We start from the raw sequence: 13,672 nt of genomic DNA on the forward strand, positions 1-13,672 counted from the left end.
CAACGCGATGCATGGCCATTCATCCGGGGTGCCTTAGCCCTCCGCGACCCGCCCTCCGGACACCGCCAGCCGCGGGGTCACGTGCACCGCGTCCAGCATGCGGCGGTCGTGCGTCACCAGCAGCAGCGTGCCGGGGTAGCTGTCCAAAGCGGACTCCAGCTGCTCGATCGCGGGCAGGTCGAGGTGGTTGGTCGGCTCGTCGAGCACCAGCAGGTTCACGCCCCGTGCCTGCAGCAGCGCCAGCGCCGCCCTGGTCCGCTCCCCCGGTGACAGCGTCGCCGCCGGGCGCAGCACGTGGGCCGCGGTCAGCCCGAACTTCGCCAGCAGCGTGCGGACGTCGGCGTCGGCGAACTCCGGCACCTCCCTGGCGAAGGCCTCCGCGAGCGCCACGTCGCCGAGGAAGCGCCGCCGTGCCTGGTCGACCTCGCCGACGACGACACCCGGGCCCAGCGCGGCGCTGCCTCCGGCGAGTTCGGCCCGGCCCAGCAGTGCCGCGAGCAGCGTGGACTTCCCGGCCCCGTTCGCGCCGGTGATCGCGACCCGGTCCGCCCAGTCGATCTGCAGGTCCACCGGCCCGAGCGTGAAGGCCCCCCGGCGCACGACCGCGCCGCGGAGGGTGGCCACGACCGCGCCGGCGCGCGGGGCGGCGGCGATCTCCATCCGCAGCTCCCACTCCTTGCGGGGTTCCTCCACGACCTCCAGGCGCTCGATCATCCGGTCCGTCTGCCGCGCCTTGGCCGCCTGCTTCTCGGTGGCCTCCGAGCGGAACTTGCGGCCGGCCTTGTCGTTGTCGGGAGCCTTGCGCCGGGCGTTGCGCACGCCCTTCTCCATCCACGCCCGCTGCGTCCGGGCGCGCGCCTCCAGCCCGGCCTTCGTCGCCGCGTACTGCTCGTACTCCTCGCGCGCGTGCCGCCGCGCGACCGCGCGCTCCTCCAGGTAGGACTCGTAGCCGCCGCCGTAGGTGGTGACCTGCCGCTGCGCGAGGTCCAGCTCCACCACGCGGTCCACCGTGCGGGCCAGGAACTCGCGGTCGTGGCTCACCAGCACGGTCGCCGCGCGCAGTCCCGTCACGAAGCGCTCCAGCCGCTCGAGCCCGTCCAGGTCGAGGTCGTTGGTCGGCTCGTCGAGGAGGAACACGTCGTAGCGGCTGAGCAGCAGCGAGGCCAGCCCGGCGCGCGCGGCCTGGCCGCCGGACAGCGACGTCATGGGCTGGTCGAGGTCGACCGCGAGCCCCACCTCCGCCGCGACCTCGCCGGTCCGCTCGTCCAGGTCGGCGCCGCCCAGCGCGAGCCAGCGCTCCAGGGCGGCCGCGTAGGTGTCGTCGGCGCCCGGCGCACCCTCGGTGAGCGCCTCGGTGGCGGCGTCGAGTTCGGCCTGCGCGGCCGCGACCCCCGTGCGGCGGGCGAGGAACGCGCGGACGGACTCGCCGTCGCGCCGCTCCGGCTCCTGCGGCAGGTGGCCGACGGTCGCGGTCGGTGGGCTCAGCCGGATCTCCCCCGCCTCGGGCGGCGTCAGCCCGGCGAGCAGGCGCAGCAGCGTGGACTTCCCGGCGCCGTTCACCCCGACGAGCCCGACGACCTCCCCCGGCGCGACGACCAGGTCCAGCCCGGAGAACAGGGTGCGTTCGCCGTGCCCGGCGGCAAGCCCCTTCACGACGATCGTTGCGCTCATCAGCAGGTGAGTCTAGGGACCGTTGCGGGAGCGATCCGCGGCCGCCTCAGCCCCAGGCCCGCTCCGCGATCCGCGCCACGGCCTCCAGCTCCGCCCGCGACGCACCATCGCGGGCCGCCTGCGCCAGGCCCGTCAGCACGGACATCGTGTAGCGGGCCAGCGCGCGGGCGTCGGTGTCCTCCGGCAGCCTGCCTGCCGCCACGTCGGCACGGACCTTGGCGGCGAAGGCGGTGACCTTGCTCTCCCGCAGCCGCCGCAGGCACCCGATCACGTCCGCGTCCGTCGTACCCCCGTCGCCGCTGATGACGAGGCAGCCCTTGGGCAGGCCGCGGCGGGTGTAACGCCCGGGCGCCTCCGCGAACACGCGTGCGGCCGCGCGCTCCGCCGTCGGCTCCTCCGCCAGCGCCGCCTCGATGAAGCCGCCGTACTGCGCGTCGTACACCCGCAGCGCCTCGGCGAACAGCCGCTGCTTGTCCCCGAACGCGGAGTACAGGCTGGGCGCCCCGATGCCCAGCTCCTCCGTCAGGTCCCGGACCGACGTCGCCTCGTACCCGCGCCGCCAGAACAGCCGGATCGCCTTGTCCAGCGCCGCTTCCCGGTCGAAGGAACGCGGCCGGCCGCGGGTTTTCGTCACCATGGCCGCCATTTTATAGCGATCGTTAGCGAACCTGGTACGGTCATTTGTGTAACGACTGCTAGGGAAAGGAGCGACCGTGGGCAGGACCGCACTGGTGACCGGGGCGGGGCGCGGTATCGGCAGGGCGATCGCGCTGCGGCTGGCGCGCGACGGCGTCCGCGTCGGCGTGCACTACGGCAGCAGTGCCGACGCCGCGAAGCAGACCGTCGAGGAGATCACCGCGGCGGGCGGCGAGGCCTTCGCGATCCAGGCGCGGCTCGGCGCCCCCGGCGACGCCGACGCGCTGTGGACCGCGTTCGACGAGCACGCCGACGGCCTCGACATCCTCGTCAACAACGCGGGCGTCCTCGGCGGCCGGATCCCGTTCGCCGACGTGACCGAGGCGACCTACGACGAGGTCTTCGCCGTCAACACCAAAGCACCGTTCTTCGTGACGCAGCAAGGCCTTTCGCGGCTGCGGGACGGCGGCCGGATCGTCAACGTCTCCACCCGGATCACCCACGGGGCGCACACACCCGAGCTGATGGCCTACGCCATGTCGAAGGCCGCCATCGACACCTTCACCGCGACGCTGGCGAAGGAGCTGGGACCGCGCGGGATCACGGTCAACGCCGTCGGGCCCGGCGCGACGGACACCGACATGAACACCACCCGGCTCGCGACCGAGGAGGGCCGCGCCGCGATCGCCGCCCAGTCCCCGCTGCGGCGCGTGGCACAGCCGGCCGACATCGCGGACGTCGTCGCGTTCCTGGCGAGCGACGACGCCCGCTGGGTGACCGGGCAGTGGCTCGACGCGAGCGGGGGGTCGATGCTCTGATGCCCGTCGCGGTTCTCGTGCTCGGGTTCGCGATCTTCGCCCAGGGCACCAGCGAACTGGTGCTCGCCGGGCTGTTGCCCGAGCTCGCCGCCGACCTCGGGGTGAGCATCCCGCAGGCGGGCCTGCTCGTCTCCGGGTTCGCGCTCGGCATGCTGGCCGGGGCACCCGTGCTGGCCGTCCTCACCCTGCGCTGGCCACGGCGGCGCGCCCTGCTCGCGTTCCTGGCCGTCTTCGTGCTCGTCCACGTCGCCGGGGCGCTGACCACGAGCTACGCGGTCCTGTTCGCCACCCGGTTCGCCGGCGCCTTCGTCTACGCCGGGTTCTGGGCGGTCGGCGGCAGCACCGCGATGGCGCTGGTCCCGGCCGACCGCCGTGCGCGGGCCATGAGCGTCGTCGCGGGCGGGCTCACCGTCGCGACCGTCCTCGGCCTGCCCGCCGGGACGTGGATCGGGCAGCACGCCACGTGGCGCGGCGCGTTCTGGGCCGTCGCCGCACTCAGCGCGCTCGCCGCCATCGGTGTGCTGCTCGCTGTGCCGGACCACCGGCCGGCACACCCGCCGCGCGTGCGGGACGAGCTGCGCGGGCTGCGCACGGGCAGGCTGTGGCTGTCCTACGCGATGACCGCCGTCTCCACTGCCGCGTTGCTGGGCACCTTCACCTACCTCGGCGCGATGCTCGTGACGACCACCGGCCTGGCCGAGCGCTGGGTACCGGCCGTGCTGCTGACCTACGGCGTGGGCGCGCTCGCCGGGATCACGTTCGGCGGGCGGCTGGCGGACCGGCACCCCCGCGGCGTGCTGGTAGCGGGCTTCACCGGCCTGCTCGCCGTCTCGGCCGCGCTCGCGCTGACGGCGGCGCACGCGGTCGCGGTCGTGGTCCTGGTGTTCCTGCTGGGGCTGGCCGGGTTCGCCACGAACCCCGCGCTCAACTCGCGGGTGTCGGTGCTCGCACCCGGCGCCCCGACGCTCGCCGTCGCCGGGAACATCTCCGCCTTCAACACCGGGATCAGCGTGGGCCCCTGGCTCGGCGGCCTCGCGCTCGGCGCGGGCCTCGGCTACCCGTCGGTGGCCTGGCTCGGCACCCTTCTGGCGGCGGTGGCACTGGTCCTGGTGGGCGTTGACGCGACCCGGCAGCGTGTCCACAATGTGGGAAGCGAGTTCCCTCACATGGCGGAATCTCGCCGGGTTTCTTAAGGTCCGGTGGTCCAGTCCAGACAGACCCGCAGAGGAACAGTTGTCCGACATGCTGTCGCCGGGCGGCGCGCCCGTGCCCGCCGCCGCTCCGGCGTCACGCGGCCTGTGGCGCTCCCTGCGGCGTGACCGGTGGGCGCAGGCCAGTGCCGTCGTCATCGTGCTGGTGATCGTGACCGCGCTCGCCGCGCCGCTGCTCGCCATGATCGAGGGGCAGGACCCGTACACCTACCACACGGACCTGCTCGACCCCGCCGACGGCACGGGCGCCGGCGCGCTCGGCGGCATCAGCGGCGCCCACTGGTTCGGCGTCGAGCCGCTGACCGGGCGGGACCTGTTCTCGATCGTCGCCTACGGGGCACGCACGTCGTTCCTCATCGGACTCGCGGCGACGGTGGTGTCGGTGGTCATCGGGGTGCTGCTGGGCGCGAGCGCCGGGTACACCGGCGGCTGGTGGGACACCGCGGTCAGCCGCGTGACCGACGTGCTGCTCGGGTTCCCGCAGCTCATCTTCATGATCGCGGTCGGTGCCGTCGCCCCGGCCTCGATCCCCCGGCCGCTGCTGCTGATCGCGGTGATCGGCCTGTTCGGCTGGCCGCGCGTCGCCCGTGTCGTGCGCGCCCAGACGCTCAGCCTGCGCAACCGCGACTTCGTGCGTGCCGCGCGGGCGCTCGGCGCGGGCGGGGTGCACGTGTTCCGCCGCGAGCTGCTGCCGAACCTGTGGGCGCCGATCATCGTGCTGACCACGGTCACCATCCCGGCCAACATCGGCCTGGAGGCGGCGCTGTCGTTCCTCGGGGTCGGGATCCCGCCGCCCACGCCGAGCTGGGGCCGTTCCATCAGCGACGCGATCAACTGGGTGCAGACCGATCCGATGTTCCTGATCTTCCCCGGCGCCGCGCTGTTCCTCGCGACGCTGGCGTTCAACATGCTCGGCGACGGGCTGCGGGACGCGCTCGACCCGAAGACGGCGGTGCGCCGGTGACCCGCACGCTGCGTTTCGTCGGTGCCCGGCTGGGCGGCATGGTCGTCGTCCTGCTCGTGGTCAGCTTCGGCATGTTCGCGGTGTTCTACCTGCTGCCCACCGACCCCGCGATCATGTCGTGCGGCAAGCCGTGCACGCCGGAGAACCTCGCGCTGGCACGGCAGTTCATGGGCTTCGACAAGCCGTGGATCCAGCAGTACCTCGACTTCCTCGGCGGGATCTTCACCGGCCGCACGTTCGGCACCGGCGCGACGGCGATCGTCTGCGCCGCACCGTGTTTCGGCTACTCCTTCCAGCAGAGCGAACCGGTGCTGACGCTCATCGGCGACCGGCTGCCGGTCACCGTGTCGCTCGCCGTGGGCGCCGCGGTGCTCTGGCTCGCCACCGGGGTCGCCACGGGTGTGCTGTCGGCGCTGCGGCGGGGCAGGGCGACCGACCGCATCGCGATGACGGTGACGCTGGCCGGGGTGTCGGCTCCGGCGTACCTGGTGGGGCTGCTGGGGATCCTGCTGTTCGGGTTCACGCTCGACGTGGTGCCGGTCAACGGGTACGTGCCGCTCGCGGAGAGCCCGGTCGACTGGGCGTGGCACCTCGTGCTGCCGTGGCTGGTGCTGGCGTTCATCAACGCCGCCGTGTACGCGCGGCTCTCGCGCGGCCAGATGCTGGAGGTCCTCGGTGAGGACTTCATCCGCACGGCGCGGGCGGTCGGCCTGCCCGAGCGGACGGTCGTCGGGAAGTACGCGCTGCGCAACGTGCTGCTGCCCGTGGTCACGGTGTTCGCCATCGACCTCGGCTCCCTGCTCGGCGGCGCGGTGATCACCGAGCGGGTGTTCGCGCTGCCCGGCCTCGGCGGGCTGCTGGTGGACGCGGTGCACCAGGTGGACCTGCCGCTGCTGATGGGCGTGTCCGTGTTCGCCGCCTTCTTCGTCGTACTGGCGAACTTCGTCGTCGACGTCCTCTACGGAGTCCTCGACCCGCGCGCGCGGGTCAGGTGAGGAGGAGGGAAATGGTTGCTTGGGTGGCGGAGCCGGCTGACGGCCCGCAGCAAGCGGCTCCGCCGCTTCGAAACCAGGAAGGAAACTTGATGGATCGCAGGGATTTCCTCAGGGCAGTGGGACTGGCCGCGGGGGTGTCGGGCGCCGGCGCGCTGCTGGCCGCCTGCAACGCCAACGAGCGCTCCGGTGGCGGCGCGCTCACCGTCTCCCCCGGTGGCACGCTCCGCATCCTCTACGACGGCACCTCCCAGCGCCTCGACCCGGCCAGGAGCCAGAGCCTCGCGATCACCTTCTCCGGGCTCATCCACCGCCGCCTGACCGCGTGGAAGACCTCCGCCGACGGCCCCACGACCGTGGTGCCCGACCTCGCGACCGACACCGGCCGCGCGAGCGCCGACGGGAAGACGTGGACGTTCACGCTCAAGGACGGCCTCAAGATGTCCGACGGCACGCCGATCACGAGCGCGGAGATCAAGTACGGCATCGAGCGCTCGTTCGACCCGGCGTTCGCCGGCGGCCTGGGCTACCACAAGACCCTGCTGGAGGGCGGCCCGTCGTACTCGGGGCCGTTCAAGAGCGGTGACCTGGCCTCGATCGAGACGCCCGACGCGAAGACGATCGTGTTCCACCTCGCACGGCCCTACGGCGACTGGCCGTGGATCGTGAGCATGCCCGCGTTCGCCCCGGTGCCCAAGGGCAAGGGCACCGACGCGACGTACGACTCCAGCCCGGTCGCGTCCGGCCCGTACCAGGTCGCCTCCTACACCAAGGGCGTCGAGATCCGGCTGACCCGCAACCCCAACTGGGACCCCAAGACCGACGTCGCCCGCACCGGCCTGCCCGACGAGGTCGTGATGCAGCTGGGCCAGGACACCGGCGTGATGTCCCAGCGGCTGCTCGCCAGCGGCGGGGACGACGCCCACGCGTTCGGCGCGGCGTTCGTCAACCCCGCGCAGCTCGCCCAGATCCGCACCAACCCCGCGGCGAAGGACCAGCTCGTCACCTCGAAGTCCGGGGCGCTGGCCTACCTGGCGCTCAACACCCGCCGCGGCCCGCTCGCGAACCCCAAGGTGCGCCAGGCCTTCCAGTACGCGGTGGACAAGACCGCGTACCAGATCGCCACCGCGGGCACCGCCGACCTCGCCGGCCCGGTCGCCACCACGCTGATCACCGAGGGCATCGTCGGCCGCGAGGTGTTCGACCTCTACCCCGCCCCGCCGACCGGTGACGTGGCCAAGGCCAAGCAGCTGCTCGCCGAAGCCGGGTACCCGGACGGCATCCAGAACCTGGACTTCCCGGTGTCCACCGCGAACAACTACGCCGACAAGGCGCAGGCGATCCAGGCCGCGCTGCGGCGGGCGGGCATCGAGACCAAGCTCCGCCCGCTGGACGACGACGCCTGGCAGGCCGTCGCCACCGGCAACGACGACAACGCCTACGACCTCACCCTCACTTCCTGGCAGCCGGACTTCCCCAGCGCCAACGCCAACATCCAGCCGCTGTTCGGCACGTCGGAGATCGGCAACAACGGGTACAACATCTCGCGCTACTCCGTGCCCGAGGTGGACGCGCTGATCGCGCAGGCGCAGGGCACCGTCGACCCGGCGGCGGCCGGGAAGCTGTGGGCGCAGGCGGACCGGCGGATCCTGCAGGACTCCCCCATCGTGCCGCTGATCTACACGCGCAACTCGTTCCTGCACGGCTCGAAGGTGGGCGACTTCGCCATCGGCGAGTTCCCCGCCTACCCCAACTACCTGCAGATGGGGCTGGCGAAGTAAGTGGCCGACGCGCTGCTCGCACTCCGGGACGTCTCGATCCGCTTCGGGGACACCGAAGCGGTCCGGGACGTCGCGTTCGACGTGTTCCCCGGCGAGGTCGTCGCCCTCGTCGGGGAGTCCGGTTCCGGCAAGTCGGTCACCGCGCTGTCCCTGCTCGGGCTGCTGCCGGACACCGCGACGGTGACGGGATCGGCGACGCTGTCCGGCCGCGATCTGTACACAGTGGACGGTGGTGCGCTGCGTGCGGTGCGGGGCGGCGAGATCGGCATGGTGTTCCAGGAGCCGATGAGCGCGCTCAACCCGGTGTTCCGCATCGGCACCCAGCTGGTGGACGCGGTACGCGCGCACCGGAAGGTGTCGCGGGCGCAGGCCCGGGAGCGCGCCAGGGAACTGCTCGAACTCGTGGAGCTCGACGCCACGCGGGTGCTGCGGTCGTACCCGCACGAGCTGTCCGGCGGGCAGCTGCAGCGCGTCGTGATCGCGGCGGCGCTGGTGCACGAGCCGGCGCTGCTGATCGCCGACGAACCGACCACGGCGCTGGACGTGACGGTGCAGGCCGGGATCCTGCAGTTGCTGCGGTCCCTGCGGGACCGGCTGGGCACGGCGATCCTGCTCGTCACGCACGACATGGGCGTGGTCGCCGACCTCGCGGACCGGGTGGTGGTGCTGCGCGAGGGCCGGGTGGTCGAGCAGAACACGGCCACGGGGCTGTTCGCCGCCCCCAAGGCGGACTACACGCGGGAGCTGCTGGATTCGGTGCTGTCACTGGGTTCCGGCTCGCCGGGCAAGGCGGTGCCCGAGGCCGGGCCGCTGGTTTCGGTGCGGGACCTGGAGGTCACCTACCGCGGCGGTGTGCGTGCCGTGGACGGCGTGTCGCTGACCATCGCGGCCGACGAGGTGCTGGGGCTGGTCGGTGAGTCGGGTTCGGGCAAGAGCACGATCTCGTCGGTGCTCACCGGCCTGGTGGCGCCGTCGGGCGGTGAGGTGCGGATTGCCGGGGTGGACCTGGGGCGGGCGAACGCGCGGCAGCGGCGTGAGGTGCGGCGGCAGATCGGTGTGGTGTTCCAGAACCCGGCCTCGGCGCTGAACCCGCGGGCGACGATCGGCGCGAGCATCGCGGAACCGCTGGTGGTGCACGGGGAGCGTGGCGACCACCGGGCGCGCGTGGCCGAGTTGCTGGAGGCGGTGCGGCTGGACCCGGGCTGGAGCGGGCGGTACCCGCACGAGCTGTCCGGTGGCCAGCGGCAGCGGGTCGGCATCGCGCGGGCGCTCGCGCTGCGGCCACGGCTGCTGATCGCGGACGAGCCGACGAGCGCGCTGGACGTTTCCGTGCAGGCCTCGGTGCTGGCGCTGCTGGCCGACCTGCAGCGGGAGCTGGCGTTCGCGTGCCTGTTCATCTCGCACGACCTCGCGGTCGTCGAGCGGGTGGCCGACCGGGTGGTGGTGCTGCACCAGGGGCGGGTCGTGGAGGAGGGCCCGGTGGCGGCCGTGCTGGGCGCCCCGAAGCAGCCCTACACGCGACGGCTGGTGGCGGCCGCCCCGGTCGCGGACCCCGCGCGGCAGCGGGAACGCCGGGAGGCGTGGCGGGCGCTGACCTCCTGAGGGTGTGTGCCTTCGGGGCCGGGCGGCGTTGCGCTTACCCTGTGGGGCGGGCGGTCTCCTGAGGCAGGGGTCGCGGCCCTCGTGGCGCGGTGCTGGCCCTGGCGAAACCGCACCGTCCTCTGAACGGCGGAGCCGCGCTCTCCCACGGCGCGCCTTGTCGGCCTCCCGGGCTGGGCCGGGCTGTCCCGCGGCGCGCCTTGTCGGCCTCCCGGGCTGGGCCGGGCTGTCCCGCGGCGCGCCTTGTCGGCCTCCCGGGCTGGGCCGGGCTGTCCCGCGGCGCGAGTGTTGGCTCCCCGGGGCCGGGCGGCGAGCCCACCCGCCGCTCGAAGGCACACGCGGCCTCCTGAGACGCGCGCTCCCTGCCAACGCGCCGCCTCCCCCGTCCCGCCGCCGCCCCCAAGCCGCGCCGCCGCCCCTCTCCCACCGCCCCTCCCGCGCGCCGCCTCCCCCGCGCCGCCGCGCTGCCGCCCCTCTCCCGCCAAGCCGCCCTGCCTCCCGCCGCGCCGCTGCCCCTCCCGCGCGCACCCTCGCCCGTCCCGTCTCCCCGGCCAAGCCCTCCCCTGCGCCGCGCCGCTTCCCGCCAACTCCTCCCCGGCCAAGCCGCCCTGCCTCCCCGGCCAAGCCCTCCCTGCCCCACCCCGCCACCGCCCACCCGAAACTCCCGACCTTCGTCGGGTTGACGCTCCCCTCCCCGGCCCGAAAGGATCAAAGCACGCAGATTGACAACGTTGTCACAGGAGGAAACGGAATGAGAGCGCGCAAGCGCGTCCTTGCCGCCCTGCTCGCCGGGGTCGCGACCGTCGCCGTCGCGACGCCCGCCGTCGCGCAGGAGCGGGGGCCGCGGTTCGCCGGCGACCCGACCACGCTGGTCGACACGTCGATCGGCAACAACGGCGACGGCACCACGTTTCCCGGTGCCACCACCCCCTTCGGGATGGTGCAGCTGAGCCCCGACACGCAGCTCAAGAAGTACGCGTCCTACGACTACGCGCAGGACACGATCCTCGGCTTCAGCCACACCCACCTCTCGGGCGTGGGCTGCCAGACCATGGGCACCTTCCGCTTCATGCCGACCACCGGCGCGGTCACCACGTCCGACCCGGCGCAGTACGGCGCGAAGTTCAGCCACGCCAACGAAACCCGGCAGCCCGGCTACTACGGCGTCAAGCTGGACAACGGCATCACCGCCGAGCTGACCGCCACCCAGCGCACCGGGCAGCACCGCTACACCTACCCCACGGGCGCCGCCGAGAACGTCCTCATCGAGGTCGGCGAGGCCAACGGCTACACCTACGCCGGCGACGTGCACGTGGTCGGCGACGACACCGTCGAGGGCTGGGTCGAGGGCGGCAACTTCTGCTGGGAGACCCAGAAGGAGCGCTACAAGATCTTCTTCAGCGCGCACTTCGACCGGAAGTTCACCGGTTTCGGCACCTGGACCGACTCGACGCTGACCGCGGGCAAGCGGGACGCCTCGCTCGGCAGCCAGCGCACCGGCGCGTGGCTGAGCTTCGACCCCACCCGGAACGGGCAGGTCGGCGTCTCCGTCGGCGTGTCGTACACCTCGATCGACGGCGCCCGGCTCAACCGCACCGCGGAGCAGCCGAAGTCCTTCGACCGGGCGCGGAACGCCGCGCACGACACGTGGCTCGACGAGCTGAACCGGATGCGCGTCGCGGGCGGCACCACCGCCGACCAGCGCACCTACTACAGCGCGCTGTACCGGTCGCTGCTGCACCCGTCCGTCGGGTCCGATGTGGACGGTTCCTACCGCGGCTTCGACGACCGCGTGCACCGCAGCCGCGACACCTACTACCAGATGTTCTCGCTGTGGGACACCTACCGCTCGCAGAACCAGCTCGTCGCGCTCCTGCACCCGGACAAGGCCGCGGACATGACGAAGTCGGTGCTCAAGATCTACTCCGACGGCGGCTGGCTGCCGCGCTGGGCGCTGGCCAACGGCGAGACGAACGTGATGAGCGGCGACCCGGTCACCCCGTGGGTCGTCGACAACTACCGCCGCGGCCTGCTCGACGACCGCACCGCGCGGCAGCTGTTCGACGCGCTGTGGCGCAACGCCACCGAGGTGCCCGCCGACCAGTCGATCTTCCGCGGCCGGGACGGCAATCCCAGCTACGTCCAGAACGGCTGGATCGGCTACCAGGACGTCCCCGGCTACACCTTCGGCGACACCCGCCAGGCCGGGTCCGCGACGCTGGAGTACGCGCTCGGCGACTGCGCGCTGGCCACGATGGCGCAGGGCCTCGGGTACGCGGACAAGGCGAAAACCCTGCGCGGCCGCTGTGACGACTTCGCCAACCTGTGGGACCGGAGCGTGACCTCACACGGCTTCACCGGGTTCCCGCGCGCCCGCGCCGCCGACGGCACCTTCGTCGGTGACGCCGACCCGGCGCAGTCCGTCGGTTTCCACGAGGGCACGCCGTGGCAGTACCAGTGGCTGGCCCAGCAGGACCCGGCGACGTTGTTCGGCCTGATGGGCGGTGCGGGCCAGGCGGAGCAGCGGCTCGACACCTTCTTCGACATGCCGCTGCTGCTGACCGACCCGGCGAAGGCCGCGAGCGAGTCGTGGGTGCACGGCGCGTACGACTACCACAACAACTTCGCCTTCAACCCCAACAACGAACCCGACCTGCACGCGCCGTGGATGTACGCGTGGACGGGCGCGCCGTGGAAGACGTCGGCCGTGCTGCGCGCGGCGCGGACGCTGTTCACCGACACCCCCTACGGCATGCCCGGCAACGACGACCTCGGCACCATCTCGTCGTGGCTCGTGTTCGGCATGACGGGGATCTTCGAGGCGCAGCCCGGTTCCGGTACCTACCTGCTGAGCACCCCGATGTTCGAGAAGGTCGAGATCCGGCCCGCCGGCGGCCGGCGGATCGAGATCGAGGCGCCCGGCGCCGGCGCGTCGAAGTTCCAGTACACAAAGGACGTCCAAATCGGACACCACGACTACGACCGGTCGTGGATCTCGCACGCGGACCTCCTGCGCGCGGGCAAGATCCGGTTCGAGCTGAGCGGCACGCCCACGAACTGGGGCACCCGCTCGGCGCCGCCCGGCGTCTGAGGCGTCAGCGTGGTCCCGGCCGGAACGACCCGGCCGGGACCACGTCAGCCGTCGGAACGCGCGCCGGGCGACAGCCGGAAGACCGGCCAGCCGATCTCCGTGCGCCACGAGTCCGGGTCCGGGTCGTCGCGCGGGCCGCACAGGTAGGTCTCGTGCACCGGGCCGTCCACGGCGAGCGCGTGCTCCACCACCCACTCACCGAGCCTGCCGTACGTCACGTCGATGTCGTCGTGGGACCCGCGGTGCACCGTGACCGCCAGCTCCACCGCGGGCAGGACGTGCCTCGCCACGCGCCCGGTTTCCGGGGCGTCGGCGACGGGGCGGTAGACCAGCACGCGCCCGCGTCCGGCGGTGAACAGCTCGTTGTCGTACAGGCCGCCCGGCGGTCCGGCGGGCTCGTGCCCCCGTACGGCCGTGTCCAGTTCCGCCATCGCGCCGTCGTACCAGGCCAGCACGTCCTCCTCGGCGACCGTGCCGCTCACCGCCGCGACGGTCCGGGCGGGCACCGACCGCAGCTCCACCTCCAGCCGCTCGACGTCGGGGCGCAGCAGCTGCCGCAACGACGTGACCGCGGCCCGCGTGCGGTCCAGCCGCTCCTCCAGCCGCCGCAGGTGGGCCGCGGTCAGCTCGGCGCGCGCCTCCGGGTCCCCGGTGGCGAGGATCTGCTTCACGTCGGCCAGCGGCATGTCCAGTTCCCGCAGCCGGTGGATCACCTGGGCCTGCGGGATCTGCGCCCCGGTGTAGTACCGGTAGCCGCTCGCCGGGTCGACCGACGCGGGCTCGAGCAGGCCCGCCTCGTGGTAGCGGCGCAGCGTGCGTACGCTCAGGTGGGTCAGCTGGGCGAACTCCCCGATCGTCAGTCCGTGGCGCATACCGTCCACTGTGCACCCTCTCCCCGCGGGAGACTCC

At 73.0% G+C, this 13,672-nt stretch carries 10 protein-coding genes; 7 read left to right on the plus strand and 3 right to left on the minus strand.

Translation table 11 applies throughout. The features are described 5' to 3' along the window. Nucleotides 1–33: 33 nt before the first annotated feature. Together ABFX51_RS19190 and ABFX51_RS19195 are read right to left on the minus strand one after the other, a co-directional pair. Nucleotides 34–1,671, minus strand: coding sequence for an ABC-F family ATP-binding cassette domain-containing protein (locus ABFX51_RS19190; protein ID WP_346054434.1), 1,638 nt, complete (start codon nucleotides 1,669–1,671; stop codon nucleotides 34–36). A 46-nt stretch (nucleotides 1,672–1,717) separates the two neighbouring features. Then, on the minus strand, nucleotides 1,718–2,308 hold the full coding sequence (locus ABFX51_RS19195; protein WP_177228694.1) for a TetR/AcrR family transcriptional regulator: 591 nt from the start codon (nucleotides 2,306–2,308) through the stop codon (nucleotides 1,718–1,720). 76 nt (nucleotides 2,309–2,384) lie between these two features. On the opposite strand from ABFX51_RS19195, the gene ABFX51_RS19200 reads away from it, so the two are divergent. From ABFX51_RS19200 to ABFX51_RS19230, 7 genes are all read left to right on the plus strand, one after another. Beyond that, nucleotides 2,385–3,125, plus strand: a complete 741-nt coding sequence (locus tag ABFX51_RS19200) for an SDR family oxidoreductase (protein WP_218153460.1) — start codon at nucleotides 2,385–2,387, stop codon at nucleotides 3,123–3,125. Continuing rightward, nucleotides 3,125–4,318 carry a Cmx/CmrA family chloramphenicol efflux MFS transporter gene (locus ABFX51_RS19205; RefSeq protein WP_346054435.1) on the plus strand — a complete coding sequence of 398 codons (1,194 nt, stop codon included), beginning with the start codon at nucleotides 3,125–3,127 and terminating at the stop codon, nucleotides 4,316–4,318. The genes ABFX51_RS19200 and ABFX51_RS19205 overlap by 1 nt, the downstream gene beginning before the upstream one ends. Before the next feature lie 40 nt (nucleotides 4,319–4,358). Next, a complete protein-coding gene (locus ABFX51_RS19210) occupies nucleotides 4,359–5,300 on the plus strand; it encodes an ABC transporter permease (RefSeq protein ID WP_091507339.1) in 942 nt (313 codons plus the stop codon). Then, nucleotides 5,297–6,295, plus strand: coding sequence for an ABC transporter permease (locus ABFX51_RS19215; protein ID WP_346054436.1), 999 nt, complete (start codon nucleotides 5,297–5,299; stop codon nucleotides 6,293–6,295). Before ABFX51_RS19210 ends, ABFX51_RS19215 begins: the two co-directional genes overlap by 4 nt. A gap of 89 nt (nucleotides 6,296–6,384) precedes the next feature. Further along, entirely contained in the window at nucleotides 6,385–8,073 is a 1,689-nt protein-coding gene (locus ABFX51_RS19220; RefSeq protein WP_346054437.1) for an ABC transporter substrate-binding protein, read from the plus strand. Continuing rightward, a complete protein-coding gene (locus tag ABFX51_RS19225; protein ID WP_346054438.1) occupies nucleotides 8,074–9,675 on the plus strand; it encodes a dipeptide ABC transporter ATP-binding protein in 1,602 nt (533 codons plus the stop codon). 748 nt (nucleotides 9,676–10,423) lie between these two features. Continuing rightward, on the plus strand, nucleotides 10,424–12,763 hold the full coding sequence (locus tag ABFX51_RS19230; protein WP_346054439.1) for a GH92 family glycosyl hydrolase: 2,340 nt from the start codon (nucleotides 10,424–10,426) through the stop codon (nucleotides 12,761–12,763). A gap of 44 nt (nucleotides 12,764–12,807) precedes the next feature. Here ABFX51_RS19230 and ABFX51_RS19235 read toward each other — a convergent pair whose 3' ends face one another. After that, nucleotides 12,808–13,635: a MerR family transcriptional regulator gene (locus ABFX51_RS19235; RefSeq protein ID WP_346054440.1), complete on the minus strand. Its 828-nt coding sequence runs from the start codon at nucleotides 13,633–13,635 to the stop codon at nucleotides 12,808–12,810. Nucleotides 13,636–13,672: the final 37 nt, after the last annotated feature.

Origin of the sequence: Amycolatopsis dongchuanensis, assembly GCF_039542405.1 — a bacterium.
Taxonomy (GTDB): Bacteria; Actinomycetota; Actinomycetes; order Mycobacteriales; family Pseudonocardiaceae; genus Amycolatopsis_E; species Amycolatopsis_E sacchari.

Bases quoted from the DNA above. Each gene is read 5' to 3' on its own strand.
- ABFX51_RS19190 (WP_346054434.1), bottom strand. From the start codon at position 1,671: ATGAGCGCAACGATCGTCGTGAAGGGGCTTGCCGCCGGGCACGGCGAA.
- ABFX51_RS19195 (WP_177228694.1), bottom strand. From the start codon at position 2,308: ATGGTGACGAAAACCCGCGGCCGGCCGCGTTCCTTCGACCGGGAAGCG.
- ABFX51_RS19205 (WP_346054435.1), top strand. From the start codon at position 3,125: ATGCCCGTCGCGGTTCTCGTGCTCGGGTTCGCGATCTTCGCCCAGGGC.
- ABFX51_RS19220 (WP_346054437.1), top strand. From the start codon at position 6,385: ATGGATCGCAGGGATTTCCTCAGGGCAGTGGGACTGGCCGCGGGGGTG.
- ABFX51_RS19230 (WP_346054439.1), top strand. From the start codon at position 10,424: ATGAGAGCGCGCAAGCGCGTCCTTGCCGCCCTGCTCGCCGGGGTCGCG.
- ABFX51_RS19235 (WP_346054440.1), bottom strand. From the start codon at position 13,635: ATGCGCCACGGACTGACGATCGGGGAGTTCGCCCAGCTGACCCACCTG.